The organism is Amycolatopsis umgeniensis (assembly GCF_014205155.1).
GTDB lineage: Bacteria > Actinomycetota > Actinomycetes > Mycobacteriales > Pseudonocardiaceae > Amycolatopsis > Amycolatopsis umgeniensis.
In genome coordinates, this window is record NZ_JACHMX010000001.1 from 2,630,984 (window position 1) to 2,649,166 (window position 18,183).

The window sequence follows — 18,183 nt, forward strand, 5'->3', positions numbered from 1 at the left end:
GATTGTGCGGGTCGGTGCGTCCGACACCGGCTCGGCGGGTTGCCCTCGCGCGCTGGCGCACAAAGCCCGGCGCCGCGCGGAGATCCGGAGGTCGACTTGGACCGACTTCACTTTGGGCCCGCTCATGGCCGCGGCGGACCTCTCCGAATTCAGCGGCCGGGACGACGCTGCAGTGATCGACGAGCTGGCGCGGACTCGGGGGACGTTCGGGACCGACCGCCCACCGGCTCATCCAGGACTGGTGGCTTGGTCGATCGAGGCGTTCCGCAACTACCGCGCGGCATGGCAGGCGCATCAGGACGCCATGCACACGCCGTGCCCGATCCCGGTGCGATTCCCGTGGACTATCTCCCATCGCCGGGATCCGGTGGACGAACGTGGAGTGCAACGGTACGAGCAGACTTGCTGGGGACGCCGATATCGATCCGAGGACGACTCGATCCGGGAAATGTGGCTGATGGGCCTGACCGCTCCGGCGGAACGGCCCGAGATCGTCACCACCGCGGCAGCCAACGTGGCCACGTTCGGCGGGGGGACCGCCCCGGATCGAGTGCGCGTCGTCCTGTTCGGCGCCAGGTCACCTGTCGCGATGCCGGTTCTCGAGTGGACCTCCGCTCAAGTCCGTCAACAGGCACAGGATCTCATCGCGCCGAGACTCCTCGAGATCGTCGACGGCACTGCGAGGCGAGCGGGCCGCAACTGCGCCGAATGCCCCGACACACCCGACTGTGCCGCTCTGCCGTCGGCGGAACTCCTGCCGAAAGTTCCTCCCGTGCCTGGCCCGCGGCGGACACTGTCGGTCACTGATCTGCGTTACCACCAGGGCTGCCCGGCGCGCTACCACCTGCAAAGGCAGCTGAAACTCCGCGACACCGCCCTTGTCGAAGGCCAGCCGATCCAAATCGGTCGCGCGGTCGACGCCACCTTGCGAATACGGCACACCGGCCACCCCAGCCGATGTACGCCCGGCGACCCGGCGGGCGAAGAGGTCGCCGCGCTCCCGGAAGACAGCCGGCGAACCGCGGTGGAGATGCTGGCTCAGCACGCGGCGTTGTGTCCCTTCCCCGATGTCGAAGAAGTCCGTGACGAGCAGGACCGGTTCGTGGTCGCCCATGACAAGAGCCTGGATGTGGTCTTCGGCGGCACGCCGGATCTCCTGTACCGGCGAGCCGGCGGGTGGGTGTGGAGGGAGACGAAAACGTCACGCCGCAGGCTGAGGCGCGACCAGCCTTTGCTGCGCCAGGTCCCCCAGCTGGCACTGGCGATCCTGATCCTGTCCGCCGGGGCACCGGAACGTTCTTCGGGCGGATCCCGGGTCGAACTGGAACACCTGCGATCCGACGGGTGCGCTCTCGAAGAGCTGGACCCCGCCAGCCCGGCCCTCGTGGCGGAAGCCCGGGAAGTCGTCGGAGAGCTGGTGAGGCCGTTGCTTGGCGACACCATGTACGCCCCGAACCCCGGCGACGGCTGTGCGGGTTGCGAGGTCCGCCGGTGGTGCGCGCCGGGTGTCGCGTATCTGACCACGGGTGGGCGAGCCAAGCCGTGACCACTCTCGGAAAGGAGGAGCAGCTGCTCGGCACGGTCGCCTCAGCCCTCGTGACCCTGGACGAGCTGCGCGATCTGACCGCCTTCCGGATGCCGTATCCGGCGAAGGTCCAAAGCGCCTTGGACCGGCTGGCCCTGCATTGCCTGCGCCGGGGCGCTCGCCCACCGTCCTCGGCGCCGGGGCTGGTCCGCTGGGGTTACCAACGCCCGCTGGGATCCTGGCCCTTAGTGCTCCCCACGGATGTCTATCCCGACGACGGCTTTCTGGTCGACAAACTTTCAGGCGCGCCGACCGCGCTGTGCCACGAGATCGCTCTCTGCGCGGAGGCGGCCAATCCGTTCCTGGAGGTGTCGCGCCAGGTCGCGGAGATGGCGGCGTTCGCGGCGGAACGCGGGCGGACGTCGGCGTACGGCGCCACGCGGAACGTGCTGGCGGCGCACCCGGTCCTCACGGAGGAGCGGCTCAGCAGCATGGTATTCAAACCCGGGGTCCGCGTTCTCGACGAGTACCTTGGCAAGTTCTACGTCAAGATCGGACCTGGTTTCGCCATCGACGGGAGGATCCACGCCTGCGACGGCTGTGGTGGCCTCCTGCTGCCCGCCGGCGAGGAAGGCTGGTGGTGCGAGCGGGAGGAATGCGCGGCCGAGGGCCTCGTGACTCCCGGTGAGTATTGGGACTACGAAGTTCGGATCCGCGTTCAGGGGGATCGCCGGCACCGGCAGTTCGTTTCCGATCCCGGCAAGGCAGTCCTGCGTCTCGGCGACAAAATAGCCCGGGCCGGGGTCCGGGTCGAATACTGGCCACTGACCGGTACCGGCGATCTGCGGGTGACCGTGCCCGGCGGGGAAGCCCGGACCGTGCGGATCGTCGATTGGCACAGCCCGGCACTACTCGGCCGGGCGATCGCGGCATCGGTCGCGGGCACCGGCGCCGACATCGCGTACTGGGTCGTCGCCCAGTATCGGATCGACGCCGATCCCGGCTACCAGCGGATCGCGACAGAACACGCGAAGTCGTCCCGGATCTTCTCCGAGGACCAGTTCGCCGACATGCTCCGGCAGGAGGCGAGCAGTCATGCGTAGCAAGAAGTGGTACGCCGAGCTCACCGAAGAGCTCAGACAGACCACCTTGGAGCTGCCCCTGGAAGTGCTCTGCCCGGTCGAACTGGGCCTGACCCTGTTGTCGCGCCTCGACAAAGCGCAGCCTCCGACCTCGGTCTGGCCACTCCTCGGTGGTTACCCGTTCGCCAAGGAGAGCGGGTTGGCGGACGACCCGGCGCAAGCCTGGATGATCACCTGCGTGCGGCACCGCCTCTGGCCGCTGCGCAGACCAGAGTCCTGGCTCGAAGCCCTGCGTGACTACCAGGGGGTGGACTCCGATCTGCGCGCGTTCCGGATTGCGGAGGATTTCAGCTTCTTCGAATGGACCGGGACGACCACCCTGACCACACGCTTCCCGGTGTACGAACAGGCCCTGAGCACCCTTCCGGACTACGTCGACAGCAGGCCCGCTCCGGCGAAAGCGGGCAGATACTTCTACTACGACCGCGATGAACGCGTCGAGGTGGAGATCCCGGCCGACGTCGCGGACCGCGCACGCGACGTGCCGGGGCACGACCTCATGTCCCACACGGTGACGAACGGAGAGCCCCTCGACATAACCTGGGCGGCGCTCGGCGAGACCGCCCGATGGATGGACACGCGCGCCCACGAGGACGAGCGAGCGAACTGGCAGGCCAGTATCGAATCGACGCGACTGCTCGTCCGTGACATTCACGGACACGATTTCGTCGAAGGCGACAGACTGCGGTTCGACGGGCTCCTCCACGCGGTCGGGGTGGTCGGGGTCGGGAAGAGCACCCTCATGAAGGTGCTCGCGGTCTGGGCGGTGAGACAGGACAAGCCACTGCGGATCACGCTCGTGGTCGGCGACGTCGCGGAACAGCTCGCCACGACCAGAGAACTGCGAAGCTTCTTGGACGTCGGGAAGGTGGTGCCGATCATCGGTTCCTCCAACCGCGAGCAGCACGTCGAAGGACTGCATCGACGGCTCGCCTCGAACGGCCATGTGCGGTTCGCCGGGCACCACGAGGATGAGGGGTTCGCCGACCTTGGCACGGCTTGCCCCCTCGATGCGCTTCGGGCGGCGGAAACGCCGGTGCGTTCGGTCGACGCGCCGTGCACACGGCTCTACGCCGTGGACAGCCAGGTCACCGACCGGAAGCGCCCGAGCCCATCGAGCTGTCCTCTGTGGCACGAATGCCCGCGGCACGTGAACGCCCGCGACCAGGTCGGCGCACGGGTGTGGGTCGCCAACATGGCGTCGCTCGTGGCCAGCCCGCTCCAGACCCACGTGGGCGGAGTACGCCTGCGCCAGCTCGAACTGGCCTGTCTGCGCAGCGACCTCGTCGTCATCGACGAAGCGGACCGGGTGATGATGAACCTCGACATGGTGTTCGCGCCGACCGCCACACTCGTCTCCCGCGAACCTCATTCGTGGCTGGACACCTTGTACAGGCACAACATCCTCGAACTTTCGCGGGCCGGGCGCCTCCAGTTGTCCGACCGTTACGTGCGGAACTGGGAGGTCGCGCTCTCCGTCGTTTCCGGTGCCACGAACCAGCTCTACTCGATGCTGATCGCGGATCAAAGCCTGCGGGATTGGGTGGGAATCGAGTACTTCAACTCCTGGACGTTGCAGGGAAAACTCCTGAAAGAGCTGTACCGACCCGGAACCGCCGGGACCGATGACGAGGAAGACGAGGAAATCCCGGCGGCCGAACCAGGGGTCTCCCGCGCCGAGGCCGCGAAAGTGTTCGACCAGTTCCGCGACGACCCGTTGGGCGACAACGGCCCCTACGAAACTCTCGCCGACCGGTTGGCCGCGACGACGCAAGACCTGCTGCACACCCTGAACCGCAAGGCCGTCGCTCATCGGCTGGCCGCGGTGATCGGTGAGCTCCTAGTGCTCGGCACGCCGGAAAAACCGGGTCACGTGGCCGAAACCGACCCTCAGGTACGCAAGCTGGAGTTCGTCCTGCTGCTATCGGCGTTGCACCACCGGCTGGACCGCCTGACGCACCTCTGGCCACTCGTCGAAGACGCGATGCGACTGGACGCCAAGGACAACGAGCTGATCCGCCGCCCACCGATGGACTACCTGCCGCTCGTACCCGAGTCGCCGATGGGCAACGTGCTGGGTTTCCAGTACGTCGTCGACGATGGTGACGGCCACCGCGACGGGGTGACCGGGACGCTGCGTTTCTTCCGGTGTACTGGTGTCGGGCGGGAACTGCTGCTTTCCCTGCCGTCTCTCGGCGTGGACACCACCACCGGCCGCGGCGGGCCGCATGTACTGCTGCTTTCGGGAACCAGCTGGGCCGGGACGTCCACCCGCGCGCATGTGGTCGCACCGGTCAGCGCGGTCCTGCGGCCCTCACACGAAGCCGAGGAGCGTGTGAAGGAAACCGTTTTCAAGATGCGGTTCTTCCACGACGCCGACGGGAACCCCATCAGCCTGTCGGGGCGGCCGCCCAGGATCAGGTCGTCACTGCTGCGCTCGCTCGTCGACAAGCTCGGCAAGCCCGGCCCGAGTGGCATTTCGCCGCTGGAAGAGGAGATCCGGGCTGTCGGGAATCCGAACCGGCAGCGTGCGCTGCTCCTCGTCGGGAACTACCAGGAAGCCCGCGACGTGGCGGATCAACTGGACGCGATGCCCGGGTGGCACGGTCACGTCAAGGCGCTCGTCCGGGACAACGCCGATCTTGACGACGCGGTCGCCGACGGGACCGACGACCTCGACCGCGCCGGGGTCATCCGTCGCGGGAACGCGGGTCTCTTCGCCACCGACGCCATGGCCCGGGTGCTCGTCGCACCGATGCTTGCCATCGAGCGCGGGTACAACATCTTGAACCGGGACAACGACGCCGCGCTCGGGGTGGCCCTACTGCTCACCCGGCCTCATCCGGTGCCGACCGACATCGGGCTCTCCGTGCTCGCTATCAACGACTGGGAGAGCCGCTACACGCGAGGCCTGCCCACGGCCGAGGACACCGATCCGGCTTCCTTCGCCGCCCTCGTGGCATCCCACGACACGCTCGACTCCGCCGGCCGGGCGTTCCGCGCCCTGGCTCGCAGCAAGTGGGGCCGGCTTCTGATCCGCAAGTACGCGTATTCCGTGCTGAGCAAAGACGAACAGCGCTCGTTCGCCTGGGACCAGCTGGTCGTGCTTTGGCAGGTGATCGGCAGGCTCGTCCGGGGTGGAGTCGCTGCCCGGGTTGTCTTCGTCGACGCGAAGTTCGAACTCGCGATCGCCGAAGCACGGTCGCCGAACGCGCAGAAGCACGCTCGGCGACGGCGGCGCGACCACTCCCGGTCAAGCCTGCTCCACGGCATCCGGGACGCCCTGCGCCCGTACTTCGAACCTCGCCCGGACGACGACCCGGTCGCTCCGGCGGACATGCGGCTCGCCGAGCTCCTGTACAAGCCCGTCTACCTGGCGCTCTGCCGGATGCTCGACGAGGTCGAACCCGTCGACCTGGACGGCCCAGACCTTCTCTCCAGGAGGACATGACCTTGGCTCCGCGCTACACGGCGATCCGCCGGGCGGCCTACGAAACCGTCGCAGACGGAGACGGGCTCACCGTGGACTTCCACAACTTGCAGTTCCCCGAGGCCCTCGCCACCCACATACTCGACCTGGTCAATCTCGAACGGACGGGCCGGTCCCGATGGCAGACGCCGCCGACACGGCGGCTGGATTCGCTCCTCCAGGCCCTGGATGTGCGTCTCGGGGTGTTGCCACGCCTGGTCGCGGAGGGCGAGGGGCCGCGGACCTGGTTGTACTGTCCGGAAGACGCGGGGGAGCCGCTGCCGGTCTCGATCCTGCTACGGCTGCTGGAGTTCTGGATCGAGGAGCTCGGCTCGGATCATCCTGACGAGGCGAACCGGGTCCGTGATGTGCTGCTCGCCAAACCCCCTGTGTGGCAGCAGGAGAAGAAGATCTCGCTCACGCGATGTGGCGTCAGCGAGGGAGGGACCGCGCAACCGGACGGCCCCCAGTACCTGCTGACGACGCAGCACTTCGCCCGCCGCATCCAGGAGCTGGAGCCGTACGACTCCGGCGAGCAGGTACTGCGTTTTCGGTCTGTCGCGCGGCGGTCGCGTCAGCAGGGGGCGGAGCTCATGTCCCAGCCGCTCTTCCACGACGACAAGCACGGCAGGTGGTGGTTCTCGGTCGTCGCCACCATCACTCTCCACACCATGCCGTTCCATCCCCGGCCACGCGTTCACCTGCACTTCGGGGTGCGCCGCTGGGCCACCCACCCCGACCCGAAGACCGGGCTGGTGCGGTTGGGATACCGCCGGGCCAGTGCCGTCTACCTGCGTCCGGTCGCGCCGTGGCTGCCCGGTGTCCCCGTCAGCGAACGCTACAGCGTGGCACACGTGGCCAAGCTCGACGACGACCTCGGGTGGAGACAGGGGGATCTCGCGAAGCTGATGGAGCGGCTCGCTCTCGGCACCAGGTCGTTCCCGGATCCTGCCGGACTCCTCAGCGACCCTGAGCGGTGGTTCAAAGGCGAACGAGGCGTCGACGCGCTGATCGCGTACAGCTCACCCATGGGTGAGCACGGTGTGGGCGCGGGTTTCATGTCCCACGAGCGCTCGCGCCTTGTCGAGTGGGCCGAGCAGGCTCTGCTGCCGGATCTGGCAAGGGTCTCCGACCTCACCCGGTCGGAGCTACCCGCGAACAAGCCCACCAACGTCCGCAAGGGCGGTTCCAGCGAACGCACGGCGGAGGGCAAGGCAAAGCTCCGGCTGACCCGCCGCACGTCGCTGGCCGCCCTGTACACGGATTGGTCCGGCACTCCCGAGTTCGCCGCGCGACTGATGTGGCGCACCGACCGGACCCGCGACGAAGCGATCGTCGCGCTTGCCGAAGTGCTCGGTCTCGAAGGTGACGGCGGGGCGAGTGAGGTGAGCGCGCAGGCTCACGATCGCAGTGGCCGCGGAGAACCCGTCGTGTTGCGGTGGCGGACTCGAGAGCTGGTTGTGACGTTGAGTTGCCTGCGCATGGACAACGGGTTGACGGAAAGCCTGGGTGTGTCAGGGGAACCGGCCAAAGGCCGGGCGGATCGCGCGGCAAGGGCGCTAGCCAAGCGACGGGCGGACATGGGCGAGTTTCTCGCCAAGAACGGCGCGGACGCGGCGGTGCCTTCGGTCGCGCTGGTGGAGATCCACGGCCGCACTGTGTTCCGCGGACGGAACGATCCCAAGTTCGCGTTGCGGCTCGGTGCGGCCGACAGCGGGGTCGTCACCCAGTTCATCACCTCGCCCGGGTCGTCGCACGCGGAGAAGACACTGCCCGCCGCGGCCGAGTCGTCCTGGGTGGACGCGCTGCGGCAGCTGGGAGCGACGGTCGTGCCGCGCACCGACATCCCGGCAGGCCTACCCGTCGGAACCCAGTACCTGGCTGTCTGGACGGCGACGAAGGCACGGGGCTCCACCGCTCGGTCGGCCAAGGGCAAATTCCCGGTCGCGGTGCTGGTGCGTCCCGGCGCCGGCGGTCCCGGGGAGATCTTGGCCTGGGACGCCGAAGCTGTCGAAGGAATGGGAGCTTGGATCGCATATCCGCGTTATCTGGCCCGGCTGCCCGCGCTCGCCGCGGTCTCCGAACACGACCTCGCCGATGACAGTGAACATGAGGAATCATGGTTCGACTGGCCCCGAACCCGCGACGAACAACGGTCCGCCACAGAGGAGTTCCTGCACCGGGTGCTCTCCTCGGACGAGATCCGCGGTATCCCGACCGTCGTCCTCGTCGACGCGCAGAACATAAGGAATCTCTGGACATGGGTGCAAGACGGTCAGGTGCGCCGGGATCTCATCCGCACCGGCGTCGCGCCGGCCGGACGGCCGAACCCCTGGCTACGGCTTGTCCGGATCCGCACCGGGGAGCGACGGGAGACTCCGCAGTGGTGGGGTCTCGCCGACGGCGACGGCGTGAACGGCCTGCCGGCCAATCTGTGGACGAGTGCCGCGGCGGAGAACGACCGGATCTTCTACAGCACCACTCCGAAAGCTTCCACGGCGCAAAGTTCCGCGGTAGGAGCGCACAAACTGCAGAACCGGCCGATCCGTCTGGGCGACCGGGTGGATCTGCCGACGATCGACATCGACAAACCCGCGTGGAATCCCGGCCTCGTCGAAATAGCGGTTCTCAGCCACAACCGTGATGAGGACGATCCGCACGCTCTGGCGATGGCCGTCCACCAGCTGCGGCAGGCACCGGACTACCGCGACGCGCTCAGCAGTCCGCTGCCGCTGCACCTCGCGAAGAAGGCGCAAGAGTACATCCTGCCGATGCGGAACGCGGACGATGCACCGGACAGCTCGGCCACGGAGGCGCCCGTGACCTGACTCCCTCAGGAACTATCAGCGGCCAGCCTGCTTCTCACGATTGTGTGCAGCCGCCGATCTTCGGCTTCCCGCTGGCGTAGCCGGCCATAGCAAGACACGAAGTCACGCAGGGCCTGTAGCTCGTCTTCGACACGTCCCGCCGCCCGATACGCCCCGGCGAGCCCGGCCAGCACCCGGACCTCGTTGGTCGGCGCGCCGGACTCGAGGTAGCACTCGCGGGCAGCCTCCCCATGGGCGACCGCGTCTTCGAAACGCTCCAACCTGAGGTGACAGTCCATCAGGACGCGGTGCAACGCACCCCGGTTGTACGGGGTGCTCGCCCTGCTCATCAGGTCGACGGCGAACGGCTCCCGTTCGAGGGCTCGCTCCGGCTCTCCCAGTTCAAGGTGGCAGTGGATCTCGGTGGGCAGAGTCGCCGCGACCCCGCGTTCATCGGCCAAAGCCTCGTAGAGGCGGCCCGCGACTGTGGCATGGCGGCGAGCCGCCTCCCAATTCGTCAGGTTCTCCTGCAGGACACACATCTGCTGGTGACCGTTCGCCGTCTCCAGCGGATCGTCGATCCCTTCGGCAAGCGTGATCGAAGTAGCCAGGCTGCGCTCCGCGGCCCCGAACTTAAGCAGCTTCCGCTGGATGTTGCCCAGCACCCGATGGCACACCGCCTGGTATCGCGTGCGCTCGGGCTCGCCAAGCTCTGCCTTGGTGATCTCGGCGGCCGAAGCCAGCAGCCGCTCCGCAGTAGGCCACGGGCCGTTGCGGGTGTGGTAGCAGCACAGCGCGAGCGGCAGGCGCCACCGGTAGGTGTCGTAGGGCAGGAAATCCGGCGAATCCAGTACCGCGAGCAGAGTGTCGTGCTCGGCCTCGAACCACTGCCGGCCGTCGTCCTCGGTCGCGGGGTCGGGCAGCGGCGCACCATCGGCGACCACGAGGTCGTCGGGCAACTCCCTGCCGGAGCGGAGGGCGCGGTCACATAGCCTTGCCGCAGCCAGTAACCACCCCAGCAGTCGCCCTCTCACCGCGGACACCTCTTCGGGCGACAGCTCCTCGGCCGCGCGTTCCCGGGCGAAGGCCCGGACCAGATCGTGGAGGCGGAACCGGTCTCCCGGTAGCGGATCGAGCAGGCTGCCGCGCAGCAGTTCATCCACCGCGTCCTGTGCCGAGGACGCGGGCAACCCTGACAGGAACAGAAGTACCTCCAGGGCGATCTCAGGGCCCGGATGGAGCGCGATGACTTGCAACACCCGAGCGGCGTCAGGGGACAACGGCGCGTACGACAACGCGAGTGAGTCGCGCAATGCGGTCTCTCCTTCGGGTTTCGCGGCGAGCAGCGCCGACGCCGAACCCAGCCGAACCAGCAGGCGCTCCAGGCCCGTACCCGGGTTCAGGTGTGCCTGCGCGGCGACCAGCCGCACCGCCAGCGGGATCCCGCCGCACGCCTCCATCAGTCTCGCCGCCGCGAAAGGCACCTCCTCACTTCGCGCCGCGCCGATGGCTTCGCGAAGGACTTCCATGCTCGCTTCGGGGCTGATCGGGCTCAAGGCCAGCACCCGTCCGCCCGCAACGGCCGGCGCGGAAGCCGCAGCTCGTGTCGTGATGACAGTGCGGCTCTGTTTCCCTGCCGCCAGGAGTTCGACCGTGTGCTGGTGATCGCGGGCGTTGTCGAGGATCACCAGGATCGCGCGCGTGTTCACCGCGGTCCGGTAAGCGGAAAGCACATCTTCGCCGGCGGGAATTCCGAGCTGCCTGGCGAAGGCCGTCAGCACGACTTCAGGCCGGACCGTGCCGGACGAAGAGAACCCACCGAGGTCGACGAAGAGAACGCCGTCGGGGAACAGCGCGGCCACCTGGTGTGCCCAGTCGACGACCAGCTCGGTCTTGCCAAGGCCACCGAGCCCGCGCACCGTGACGACCCGGACCCCGCTGCCCTTGTCGGTCAGGCTGTTGAGAAAGGCGAGTTCGGCATCACGGCCGTAAACCGTCGATCGCACGGGAGGCAACAGGTTCGGCACCCGCGCCGGGACCGCCTCCGAGATCCGCCGAGCCTCGGCGATCAGGGTTTCGGCTTCCCCTCGCAGCACCATGAGCGACGGCGAACCGAGATCCAAAGGCAGTTTCCCGCGCCGGTGAAGATCGTCGGCGATCGCGCTCGCCCGCCCGCAACGAGCCCATGCCCGCCACAGCATGGCCCGGATCTCGTCGTCGTCCGGAAAGAGCCCGGCCGCCCGCTCCGCGTGGACCACGGCGGGTTCGGGCCCTTCGTGTTCCGAGGAGAGCCCGATCAGCTCAAGATAAGCCGAGCGACCTTTCGACTGTAACTCTGCCACCTCGTCGTACACCCAACGCGAGTCGAGGCCGGCCAGCGGCGGCCCTTGCCAGTAACCGACAGCCTCACGCAGGAGTGGCAGCCGCCGGTGCGGCGGCAGTCCGGCGCAGCGGGCGATCCTGGTTTGGAACTGCCAGAGATCAACCGCGTCCGGCGCGACCAGCAGTTGCTGCATCGCGCGCTCGTTTCTCTCCACCAGCTCGAATCCCGCGCTGTCCCGAAGCCTCGCCCGGTAGGTCCGCAGTGTCGGCGGGCTCACCCCGAATCGATCGGCCAGCTCCTCGGAGGCAACCTCACCGCCCGCGACGGCGATGATCGCCAGAACGGTGGCTTGGCGGGGCTCCAGTCGAATCTCCGTACCGTTCACCGTTAACCGCACTGCGCCGAGAATCCGCAGGTCGATCGCCGGTTCGTCCATGGTTCCAGTGAACCAGACCGGCGCCTGGGAGTCCTCGCCCGATCGGTTGCAACGCTTTTCGCCACGGTTTCCGCAACGCCCAGCTGGGACGTTGACATGGTCCGGAACAACGCTCAGGGAGGAAGCCATGGGTTACTCGCCCCCAGAAGACTTCACACCGCGGTGGTCCGCGCGGTACGGCGCGCAAACCTGCGAAATACGGCGAGTGGTTCTGGCCGTGGTGCACAGTGTGGCGGCAGGCGAGCGCGTGAGCGCGGCCATCCGGACGATCGAGAGGGAGCCTGGGATCCAGGTCGTCTTCACCTGGCCACCGGGTCCTGCCGAAGAACTCGTCCGTGACTACCTCGCCATGATCGGTGCCCTCACCACGCCGTGGGAACGCGCGATCCGGGAGCGGTTCGATCTGGTGATCACCACGGATCCGGCCGAGACCGGCATTCTGAACGGCGCTTTGCTGGTGCTGCCTGCAGTTTCAGCGGATGGCGACGTCGTGGGACACAGCGGCCGTCGCTGCGCCACCACGCTCGCGTACGTGTTCCGGCAACGACTGGGCCGCCGCGAACCCATGCTCATCGGTCTGCCGCATCTCTGGGCCCTGACCCGGCTCCGGGCCAGCGCGCCGCAGGTGGGCAGACAAGCGACCGTCATCGGCGACCCCGGATACGACGAGCTGCTTGAGGCCTGCCACGAACAGGCGTGGGCCCACAGTGGACGACGGCAGGGTCTGGTGCTGTCAACGCGGGGCCCCGACTCGCTGTTCGGAAGGACCCCCGCTGTGCTCCAGCGGCTCGTTTCCGACCTGCCGTCACAACGAATCAGCCTGGCTTGCCGGTTGGACCCGGAGGTGTGGGCGCGACACGGCAGGCGGCAGCTGCTGGCCTGGGCCGGGCGATCAGTGCGTGAGCGAGTGGACTTCCTGCAGCCCGAGCACGACTGGCGGGCTGTCGCCGCGGCGGCTGACTTCGTCGTGGGCGATCACGGACACGACACCGCTTGTGCCGCGGCGGCGGAGAAGCCAGTATATCTGGCCAACCCGGTCCCCAAGATCGAGATCGGACCGCTCAGCGAAGCGGTCGCCAAGTACGGGACCGTCTTGGACCCCAAGGTGCCGCTGGCACCCCAGTTACGGTGGACGCCGCGTCCCGGCACGCAGGTCGTCCGAAGGATCACGTCCGCCCCAGGCGAGTCCGCTTCCCTGCTGCGCAGGGAATGCTTCCGTCTGATGCGGCTCACCGGCCCGGCTTTTCACTAGAAAGGAGAATGTCCTATGTCCACAGCCCGCAGGATCATCCATTCCGTTCCGGAAGACGGCACCGGCGACCGTGTCCGGCCATCAAAGGCCGGCTGACGGCAGCCCCGCTACCGGGCGGACGGCCCTGGCGTTCTTGAAAGCGCCCGGCCATCCGCCCGGCGGCCGGAGGCGTCGGCTTCGGGCACTGAGCCGCCGGGTAATCGTCATTCCATGGCCGGGGAAGCGGCGGTGACGAATGTCTGACGGCCGGTGATCCCTTGGCGAGTGCAGCAGTACCAGGCCATCGAAGTAAAGTCTTGACGTGTTCTAGGTCGTGCAGGGCGACCACGGCAGACAGCCCAAGTTCGCGGACGAGATCGAGCAGGCCGAGCTGAGCACCGATGTCCAGATAGTTGGTCGGTTCTTCCAACAGCAGGACTGGCCTCTTCTGCGCGAGCGCCCGCGCCACCAGTACGCGTTGTCTTTGAGCGTCTGAAGGTCGGGCGAAGACGCGCCGCGGAGGCCCAGGCCACCCCACCGGTCCATTGCATCTCGCATGATGTCGCAGTCACAGTATTGTCCCGTTTCAGGAGACTCTTGTGCGGTGTCTGGCCCATGAGGACGGTCTCTTCGACCGAGAAGCCGCTATCGAGATCGTGTTCCTAGGCGACGGCTTCCGTCCGTCTCCCTGCCCTGCGAGCGGTATCGCGGCAGACGACGGACTCTCTGATGTGAACTGACCCGCGCACCGGTTTCGGTGCCTGGTACAAGCAGCGCAGCAGGACGCTCTTGCCAGCCACGAGCAGACGCGAAGTCAGCGTGCCGGGCACCGCCCGAGGAGGACATGTCTCAAAAGTCGTGCGGGCAGACGAAAGTCATCGGCTCGCGGCGGTGGTGATGAGATCCGCGATCGCTTCCGGCCGCCCGAACATCGCGGCGTGACCGGCTTCGATCTCGACGGTGGTCGCGCCCATCCGCGCGGCCATCTCGCGCTGCCCGGCGGGCGGGATCATCCGGTCGGCGGTGGCGACGGCGTAGTACGACGGCAGAGATTTCCACCCCGGCGGGCCGGACGGTTCCAGCAGCGCGGCCAAGGCGACCGGACGCTGGGCCGCGGCCAGCGCGTCCGCCGTGGTGGCGTCGACGTCGGGAGCGAACATCTCGTGGTACTTCGCCGGATCGACGGTCAGTTCCACGGACGGCGGTTCCGCCGGGCCGGGGAACGGCCTGGGCAGGGTGATCTCGGTGGCCGGACCGCCGTAGCGGCCGTCCAGTTGCCCTGCCGACTCGCCTTCGTCCGGGGCGAACGCGGCGACGTAGACCAGCGCGGTGACGGCCTCGGTGACGGCGTTGCCGATGACAGCGCCACCGTAGGAGTGACCGGCCAGGATGACCGGGCCGGTGATCCCGTCGAGTACCGATTTGACGTAGGCCGCGTCATGGCCGAGGCCGCGCAGGGGGTTCGCGGCGGCGATCACCGGGAAACCGCGCCGCCGCAGGATCCGGGTGACCGGGTCCCAGCTGCCCGCGTCGGCGAAGGCGCCGTGCACCAGCACGACGGTTGGCTTGTCCATAGTGGACTTCTTTCTGCGTGGGGGTGGTCAGGAGCGGGTGCGGCGGGCGGCGGTCTCGATGACCTCGGCCACCGAACCCGGCTGCGACACGGTGACCGCGTGGCTCGCCCACCGTTCGATCAGGGTGGCGTTCATCCGGCGGGCCATCTCCCGCTGACCGGCGGCGGGGATCATCCGGTCGTCGCGGGCGAGGAGATACCAGCTGGGCAGGGTTTTCCACGCCGGGACGCCGGAAACCTCGCTGAAGGCCGCGACGGCGACAGGCCGCTGTCCCGCCGCCATCGCCAGGGCTTCGTTCCTGGAGACGTCCTGGGCGAAGTAGTGCTGGAACTTGTCCTGGGCGATGGTCAGCTCGACCGCCGTCCCGGAGCCGGACGGGAGCGGGTACTCCGTCGGAGTGGTGATCTTCGTGGCGGGTCCGCCGAAGCGGCCGTCCAGCGCGCCCACGGTTTCGTTCTGGTCCGGCGCGAAAGCGGCGACGTAGACCAGGCCCGCGGCGTTGGGTTCGCCCGCGGCCGCGTTCGTGATCACCGCGCCGCCGTAGGAGTGCCCCGCCAGGATCGTCTTGCGCGGCATCGTGCGCAGGACACTCCGGACGTAGGCGGAGTCGTAGGTCAGGCCGCGCAGCGGGACGGCGGCCATGGTCACTTCGTAGCCGTCGCGGCGGAGCCTCGTGGCGACGCCGTTCCAGCTGGACCCATCGGCGAAAGCGCCGTGTACCAACAGGATCGCGGGTTTGACCCGGTCGTCCGGTCGCGGGGTGGCCGAGGCGGCACCGGTGGTCAGGGTGGCGGCGGCGATGACCACCGCGCCGATGGCGAAGCGCCATCTGCGGCGCGCACCCGAACGGATCTTCTCGTGCATTCTTCAGTTTTCCTTTTGACGTTCAGGAGGTCTCGAACACGGCCGACGCTAGGCAGCTCCGCTCACTTCGGCATCGGTCATCGAATAGGTCGGTGACCGAGCTCACCGACCTATTCGCGGCCCGTCCTCGAAATCCACCTCGGCCAGTTCGGCCCGGCCCGCGATGCCCAGCTTCGGGAAGACGCTCGACAGGTGGTGGCCGACGGTCCGCGGGCTGATCAGGAGCTGGGCGGCGATCTCCCGGTTGGTGAGGCCGTCGGCGGCGAGGCGCGCCACCCTCAGCTCTTGGGGAGTCAGCAGGGGGTCGGTCCGCAAGCCGTCCGGCCGGGCACGGTTCGGCCGACGTCCGGTCAGTTCCTCTTCGTTCAGGCTGCGTTCGAGCAACGGCGCGGCGCCGAGCCGCCGGAAGACCTCCGCGGCCTCGGCCAGCTGCGCCCGCGCTTCGGTGCGACGTCGTGCCCGCCGCAGCCACTCCCCGTAGAGCAGCCTCGTCCGCGCGTGGGAGAACGGATGCTCGGCCACACCCTGCACCTCCAACGCGTGCAGGAACGAGTCCTCCGCTCCCTCTCCCGCCAGCTGCGCCGCACAGCGATGCGCCGCGGCCACGGCCCAGGCCGCCCCGGTGCGCTCGGCCCACGTCCGCAACGACCTCAGGGCGACCGTGCCCTGTTCAGGACGGCCGACGCGGACCGCCGCCTCCACCATGTCCTCGGCCGCGAGCAGCGCGAAGGTCGCGTGTGCCGCCCGGTTCCCCGGTTCGGTCAGCCGCGCGAAGTGATCCAAAGCCTCCTGGGGGCGCCCGAGGAAAAGGGCCGCCTGCCCCAGGTTCCAATAGGCCGCGGCCGTCAGCGCGCGTACTCCCCGCGGTACGGACAGCTCCAAGGTTCGCGTCGTGAGGTCGGCGACAGTCTGTTCGTCGCCGCGCAGCGCGGCGAGCCAAGAGAGGGAGTTGCGGCATTGCGAAGCCGCGTGATCGGCCTTCATCTCCTCCGCGAGCCGCAGTGTTTCCGCCGCGTTGGCCGCCGCCTCCGTCCACCTTCCGGCGACGATGTCGATCGTCACCGTCTGGGAAACGGTCAGCATCAGCCCTTGGACGGCTTCGGTCCTGCGCAGCCTCTCCACCTCGCGCCGGTACACCCGCGCCATCGGCCGCTCCGCACCCCACGCGACGGCCAGCGGCGCGGGAGGCAGCAGGCGCCAGGACACCGCGCCGAGCAGGGTGGCGGCCTCGTCCGGCCGCAGCACCGGACTCGGTCCGCTGCCCCACCATTGCTCGAGGACGGGAAGCAGCGCCGCTTCGGTGAAGTCGCCGTCGACGGCCAGTTTCTCCAGGCGGTGCAACGCTTCGGCCTGGCGTTCGGGGGAGCCTGCCGACCAACCCGCCCGGACCGCGACGCAGGCCAGCTCGACGGCCGTTCCCGGGTCGGTCACCGCGTAGGTGTCTCGCAGCAGCAGCCGGTGCGCGTGCTCCTGGTCGCCGTTCGCGAACTCGATGAGGCCCCGCAGACCTCCGCTCGCCGCCGCGACCGCCTCCTCGGACGCCAGCTCGTCGGCCCGGTCGAGCAGGTCGAGTGCCGTGCTCACCTGCCCGGCCTCGCAGGCGGATTCCGCCCCCAGCGCGAACCGGCGGGCCGCCTCGGAGGGCACCGGTGACAGCTCGGCCGCCCGGCGCAGCGCCCGCGCCGCGGACGCGTGACCACCTCGGGTGCGGCTGTTCCCGGCACTGCGTTCGAGGAGGAGGGCCACCTCTTCGTCGGGTTCGGCGGCGGCCGCGGCGAGATGCCAGGCCCGCAAGCCTTCGTCGTCCTTGCCGCGCAACGTCTGCGCCAGCGCGCGGTGCACCGCCTGCCGCTGGGTGAAGGGGGCCTCTTCGTACACCGCCGCCGCGAGCAGCGGCGTCCGGAAGCGAAGCCGCCCCTCGGTGACCATCAGCAGGCCTGAGCGCAGGACTTCGTCCCCGGCGGCCGTGTTCGCCCCGAGAGCGGCCGCCGCTTCGCGCACCGAGTGGTGGACTCCCCTGTCCTCGGCGGCCGCGACCAGGAGCCACGTTCTCGCGGCGGGTGAGAGCCTTGCGACACGGGCACCGAAGGCGCGGCGGAGCCGGGGTCCGATCGAGCCGTGCTCCCCCGCTTCCTTCGAGACGCCGGGGAGTTCGCGCAACGCCAAGGGATTCCCGGCGGCCGTCCGCACTGTCCGGCGCACGGCCTCCTCGTCCGGCGCGGCCGTCTCACGGCGGACCAGATCGCTCGCGTCGCTTTCGGACAGTGGGCCGATCTCCAGCCCCGGCACCGATTCCCAGAGACCTTCCGCCGCCGGATCCGTGTGGCCGGTGAGCAGGAGGGCGATCGGTTCGGCGCGCAGCCGCCGGGCGACGAAGGCGAGGCATTCGGCGGTCGGCTCGTCGAGCAGGTCGGCGTCGTCCACGGTGATCAGGACCGGCCGCTCGGCGGCGAGTTCGGAGAGCAGGGTGAGCGTGGCCACCCCGATGAGGAAGCGGTCCGCGGTCTCCTCGCTGTGCCCGAGCGCGCCGCGCAGCGCGGCCGCCTGGGGCGGTGGCAGGGTGCCGACCCGGTCCACCGCCGGCCAGAGCAGCTCGTGCAACGCGGCGAACGCCAGCCCGGACTCCATCCGGGTGCCGCGGCAGCTCAGGACGGTGAACCCGGTCGCGGCGGCGGTCGCGTGGTCCAGCAGCGCCGTCTTCCCGATCCCGGGGTCTCCCCAGAGCACCAGTGCCGTCCCCCGGCCCTGCCGCGCCCCGGCCAAGGCGCGGTCGAGCTCGAGTTTCTCCTGGTGACGTCCATACAAGATCACT

9 protein-coding genes are annotated in these 18,183 nt (G+C 68.8%); 5 read left to right on the forward strand and 4 right to left on the reverse strand.

The window, feature by feature from the left end:
* Nucleotides 1-4 precede the first annotated feature (4 nt).
* Genes HDA45_RS43040 through HDA45_RS11920 form a run of 4 tightly spaced genes read left to right on the forward strand, consistent with a single transcriptional unit; the run spans nucleotide 5 to nucleotide 8,964 of the window.
* A complete protein-coding gene (locus HDA45_RS43040; RefSeq protein ID WP_221471093.1) occupies nucleotides 5-1,546 on the forward strand; it encodes a PD-(D/E)XK nuclease family protein in 1,542 nt (513 codons plus the stop codon).
* Nucleotides 1,543-2,628: a pPIWI_RE_Y domain-containing protein gene (locus tag HDA45_RS11910; protein ID WP_221471094.1), complete on the forward strand. Its 1,086-nt coding sequence runs from the start codon at nucleotides 1,543-1,545 to the stop codon at nucleotides 2,626-2,628. The genes HDA45_RS43040 and HDA45_RS11910 overlap by 4 nt, the downstream gene beginning before the upstream one ends.
* Nucleotides 2,621-6,118: a pPIWI_RE_Z domain-containing protein gene (locus tag HDA45_RS11915; protein ID WP_184894664.1), complete on the forward strand. Its 3,498-nt coding sequence runs from the start codon at nucleotides 2,621-2,623 to the stop codon at nucleotides 6,116-6,118. The genes HDA45_RS11910 and HDA45_RS11915 overlap by 8 nt, the downstream gene beginning before the upstream one ends.
* Entirely contained in the window at nucleotides 6,115-8,964 is a 2,850-nt protein-coding gene (locus HDA45_RS11920; protein ID WP_221471095.1) for a pPIWI_RE module domain-containing protein, read from the forward strand. Before HDA45_RS11915 ends, HDA45_RS11920 begins: the two co-directional genes overlap by 4 nt.
* A 5-nt stretch (nucleotides 8,965-8,969) precedes the next feature.
* On the opposite strand, the gene HDA45_RS11925 is transcribed toward HDA45_RS11920, so the two are convergent.
* Nucleotides 8,970-11,702 (reverse strand): BTAD domain-containing putative transcriptional regulator, encoded by a 2,733-nt coding sequence (locus HDA45_RS11925; RefSeq protein ID WP_184894667.1) that lies wholly within the window; start codon nucleotides 11,700-11,702, stop codon nucleotides 8,970-8,972.
* 217 nt (nucleotides 11,703-11,919) lie between these two features.
* On the opposite strand from HDA45_RS11925, the gene HDA45_RS11930 reads away from it, so the two are divergent.
* Nucleotides 11,920-12,954: a hypothetical protein gene (locus HDA45_RS11930; RefSeq protein ID WP_221471096.1), complete on the forward strand. Its 1,035-nt coding sequence runs from the start codon at nucleotides 11,920-11,922 to the stop codon at nucleotides 12,952-12,954.
* A gap of 854 nt (nucleotides 12,955-13,808) precedes the next feature.
* Here HDA45_RS11930 and HDA45_RS11935 read toward each other — a convergent pair.
* The 3 genes from HDA45_RS11935 to HDA45_RS11945 all read right to left on the reverse strand — a co-directional run bounded on the left by HDA45_RS11935 (nucleotide 13,809) and on the right by HDA45_RS11945 (nucleotide 18,182).
* Complete coding sequence (locus HDA45_RS11935) at nucleotides 13,809-14,507, reverse strand: alpha/beta fold hydrolase (RefSeq protein WP_184894670.1); 699 nt, start codon at nucleotides 14,505-14,507, stop codon at nucleotides 13,809-13,811.
* Between the two features lie 27 nt (nucleotides 14,508-14,534).
* A complete protein-coding gene (locus HDA45_RS11940; protein ID WP_184894672.1) occupies nucleotides 14,535-15,371 on the reverse strand; it encodes an alpha/beta fold hydrolase in 837 nt (278 codons plus the stop codon).
* A 102-nt stretch (nucleotides 15,372-15,473) separates the two neighbouring features.
* Nucleotides 15,474-18,182, reverse strand: a complete 2,709-nt coding sequence (locus HDA45_RS11945; protein WP_221471097.1) for an AAA family ATPase — start codon at nucleotides 18,180-18,182, stop codon at nucleotides 15,474-15,476.
* Nucleotide 18,183 lies beyond the last annotated feature (1 nt).

Excerpts from the sequence above, each read along its gene's own strand:
- HDA45_RS11925 (WP_184894667.1), bottom strand. The coding sequence starts at position 11,702 with ATGGACGAACCGGCGATCGACCTGCGGATTCTCGGCGCAGTGCGGTTA.
- HDA45_RS11920 (WP_221471095.1), top strand. The coding sequence starts at position 6,115 with ATGACCTTGGCTCCGCGCTACACGGCGATCCGCCGGGCGGCCTACGAA.
- HDA45_RS11915 (WP_184894664.1), top strand. The coding sequence starts at position 2,621 with ATGCGTAGCAAGAAGTGGTACGCCGAGCTCACCGAAGAGCTCAGACAG.
- HDA45_RS11935 (WP_184894670.1), bottom strand. The coding sequence starts at position 14,507 with ATGGACAAGCCAACCGTCGTGCTGGTGCACGGCGCCTTCGCCGACGCG.
- HDA45_RS11940 (WP_184894672.1), bottom strand. The coding sequence starts at position 15,371 with ATGCACGAGAAGATCCGTTCGGGTGCGCGCCGCAGATGGCGCTTCGCC.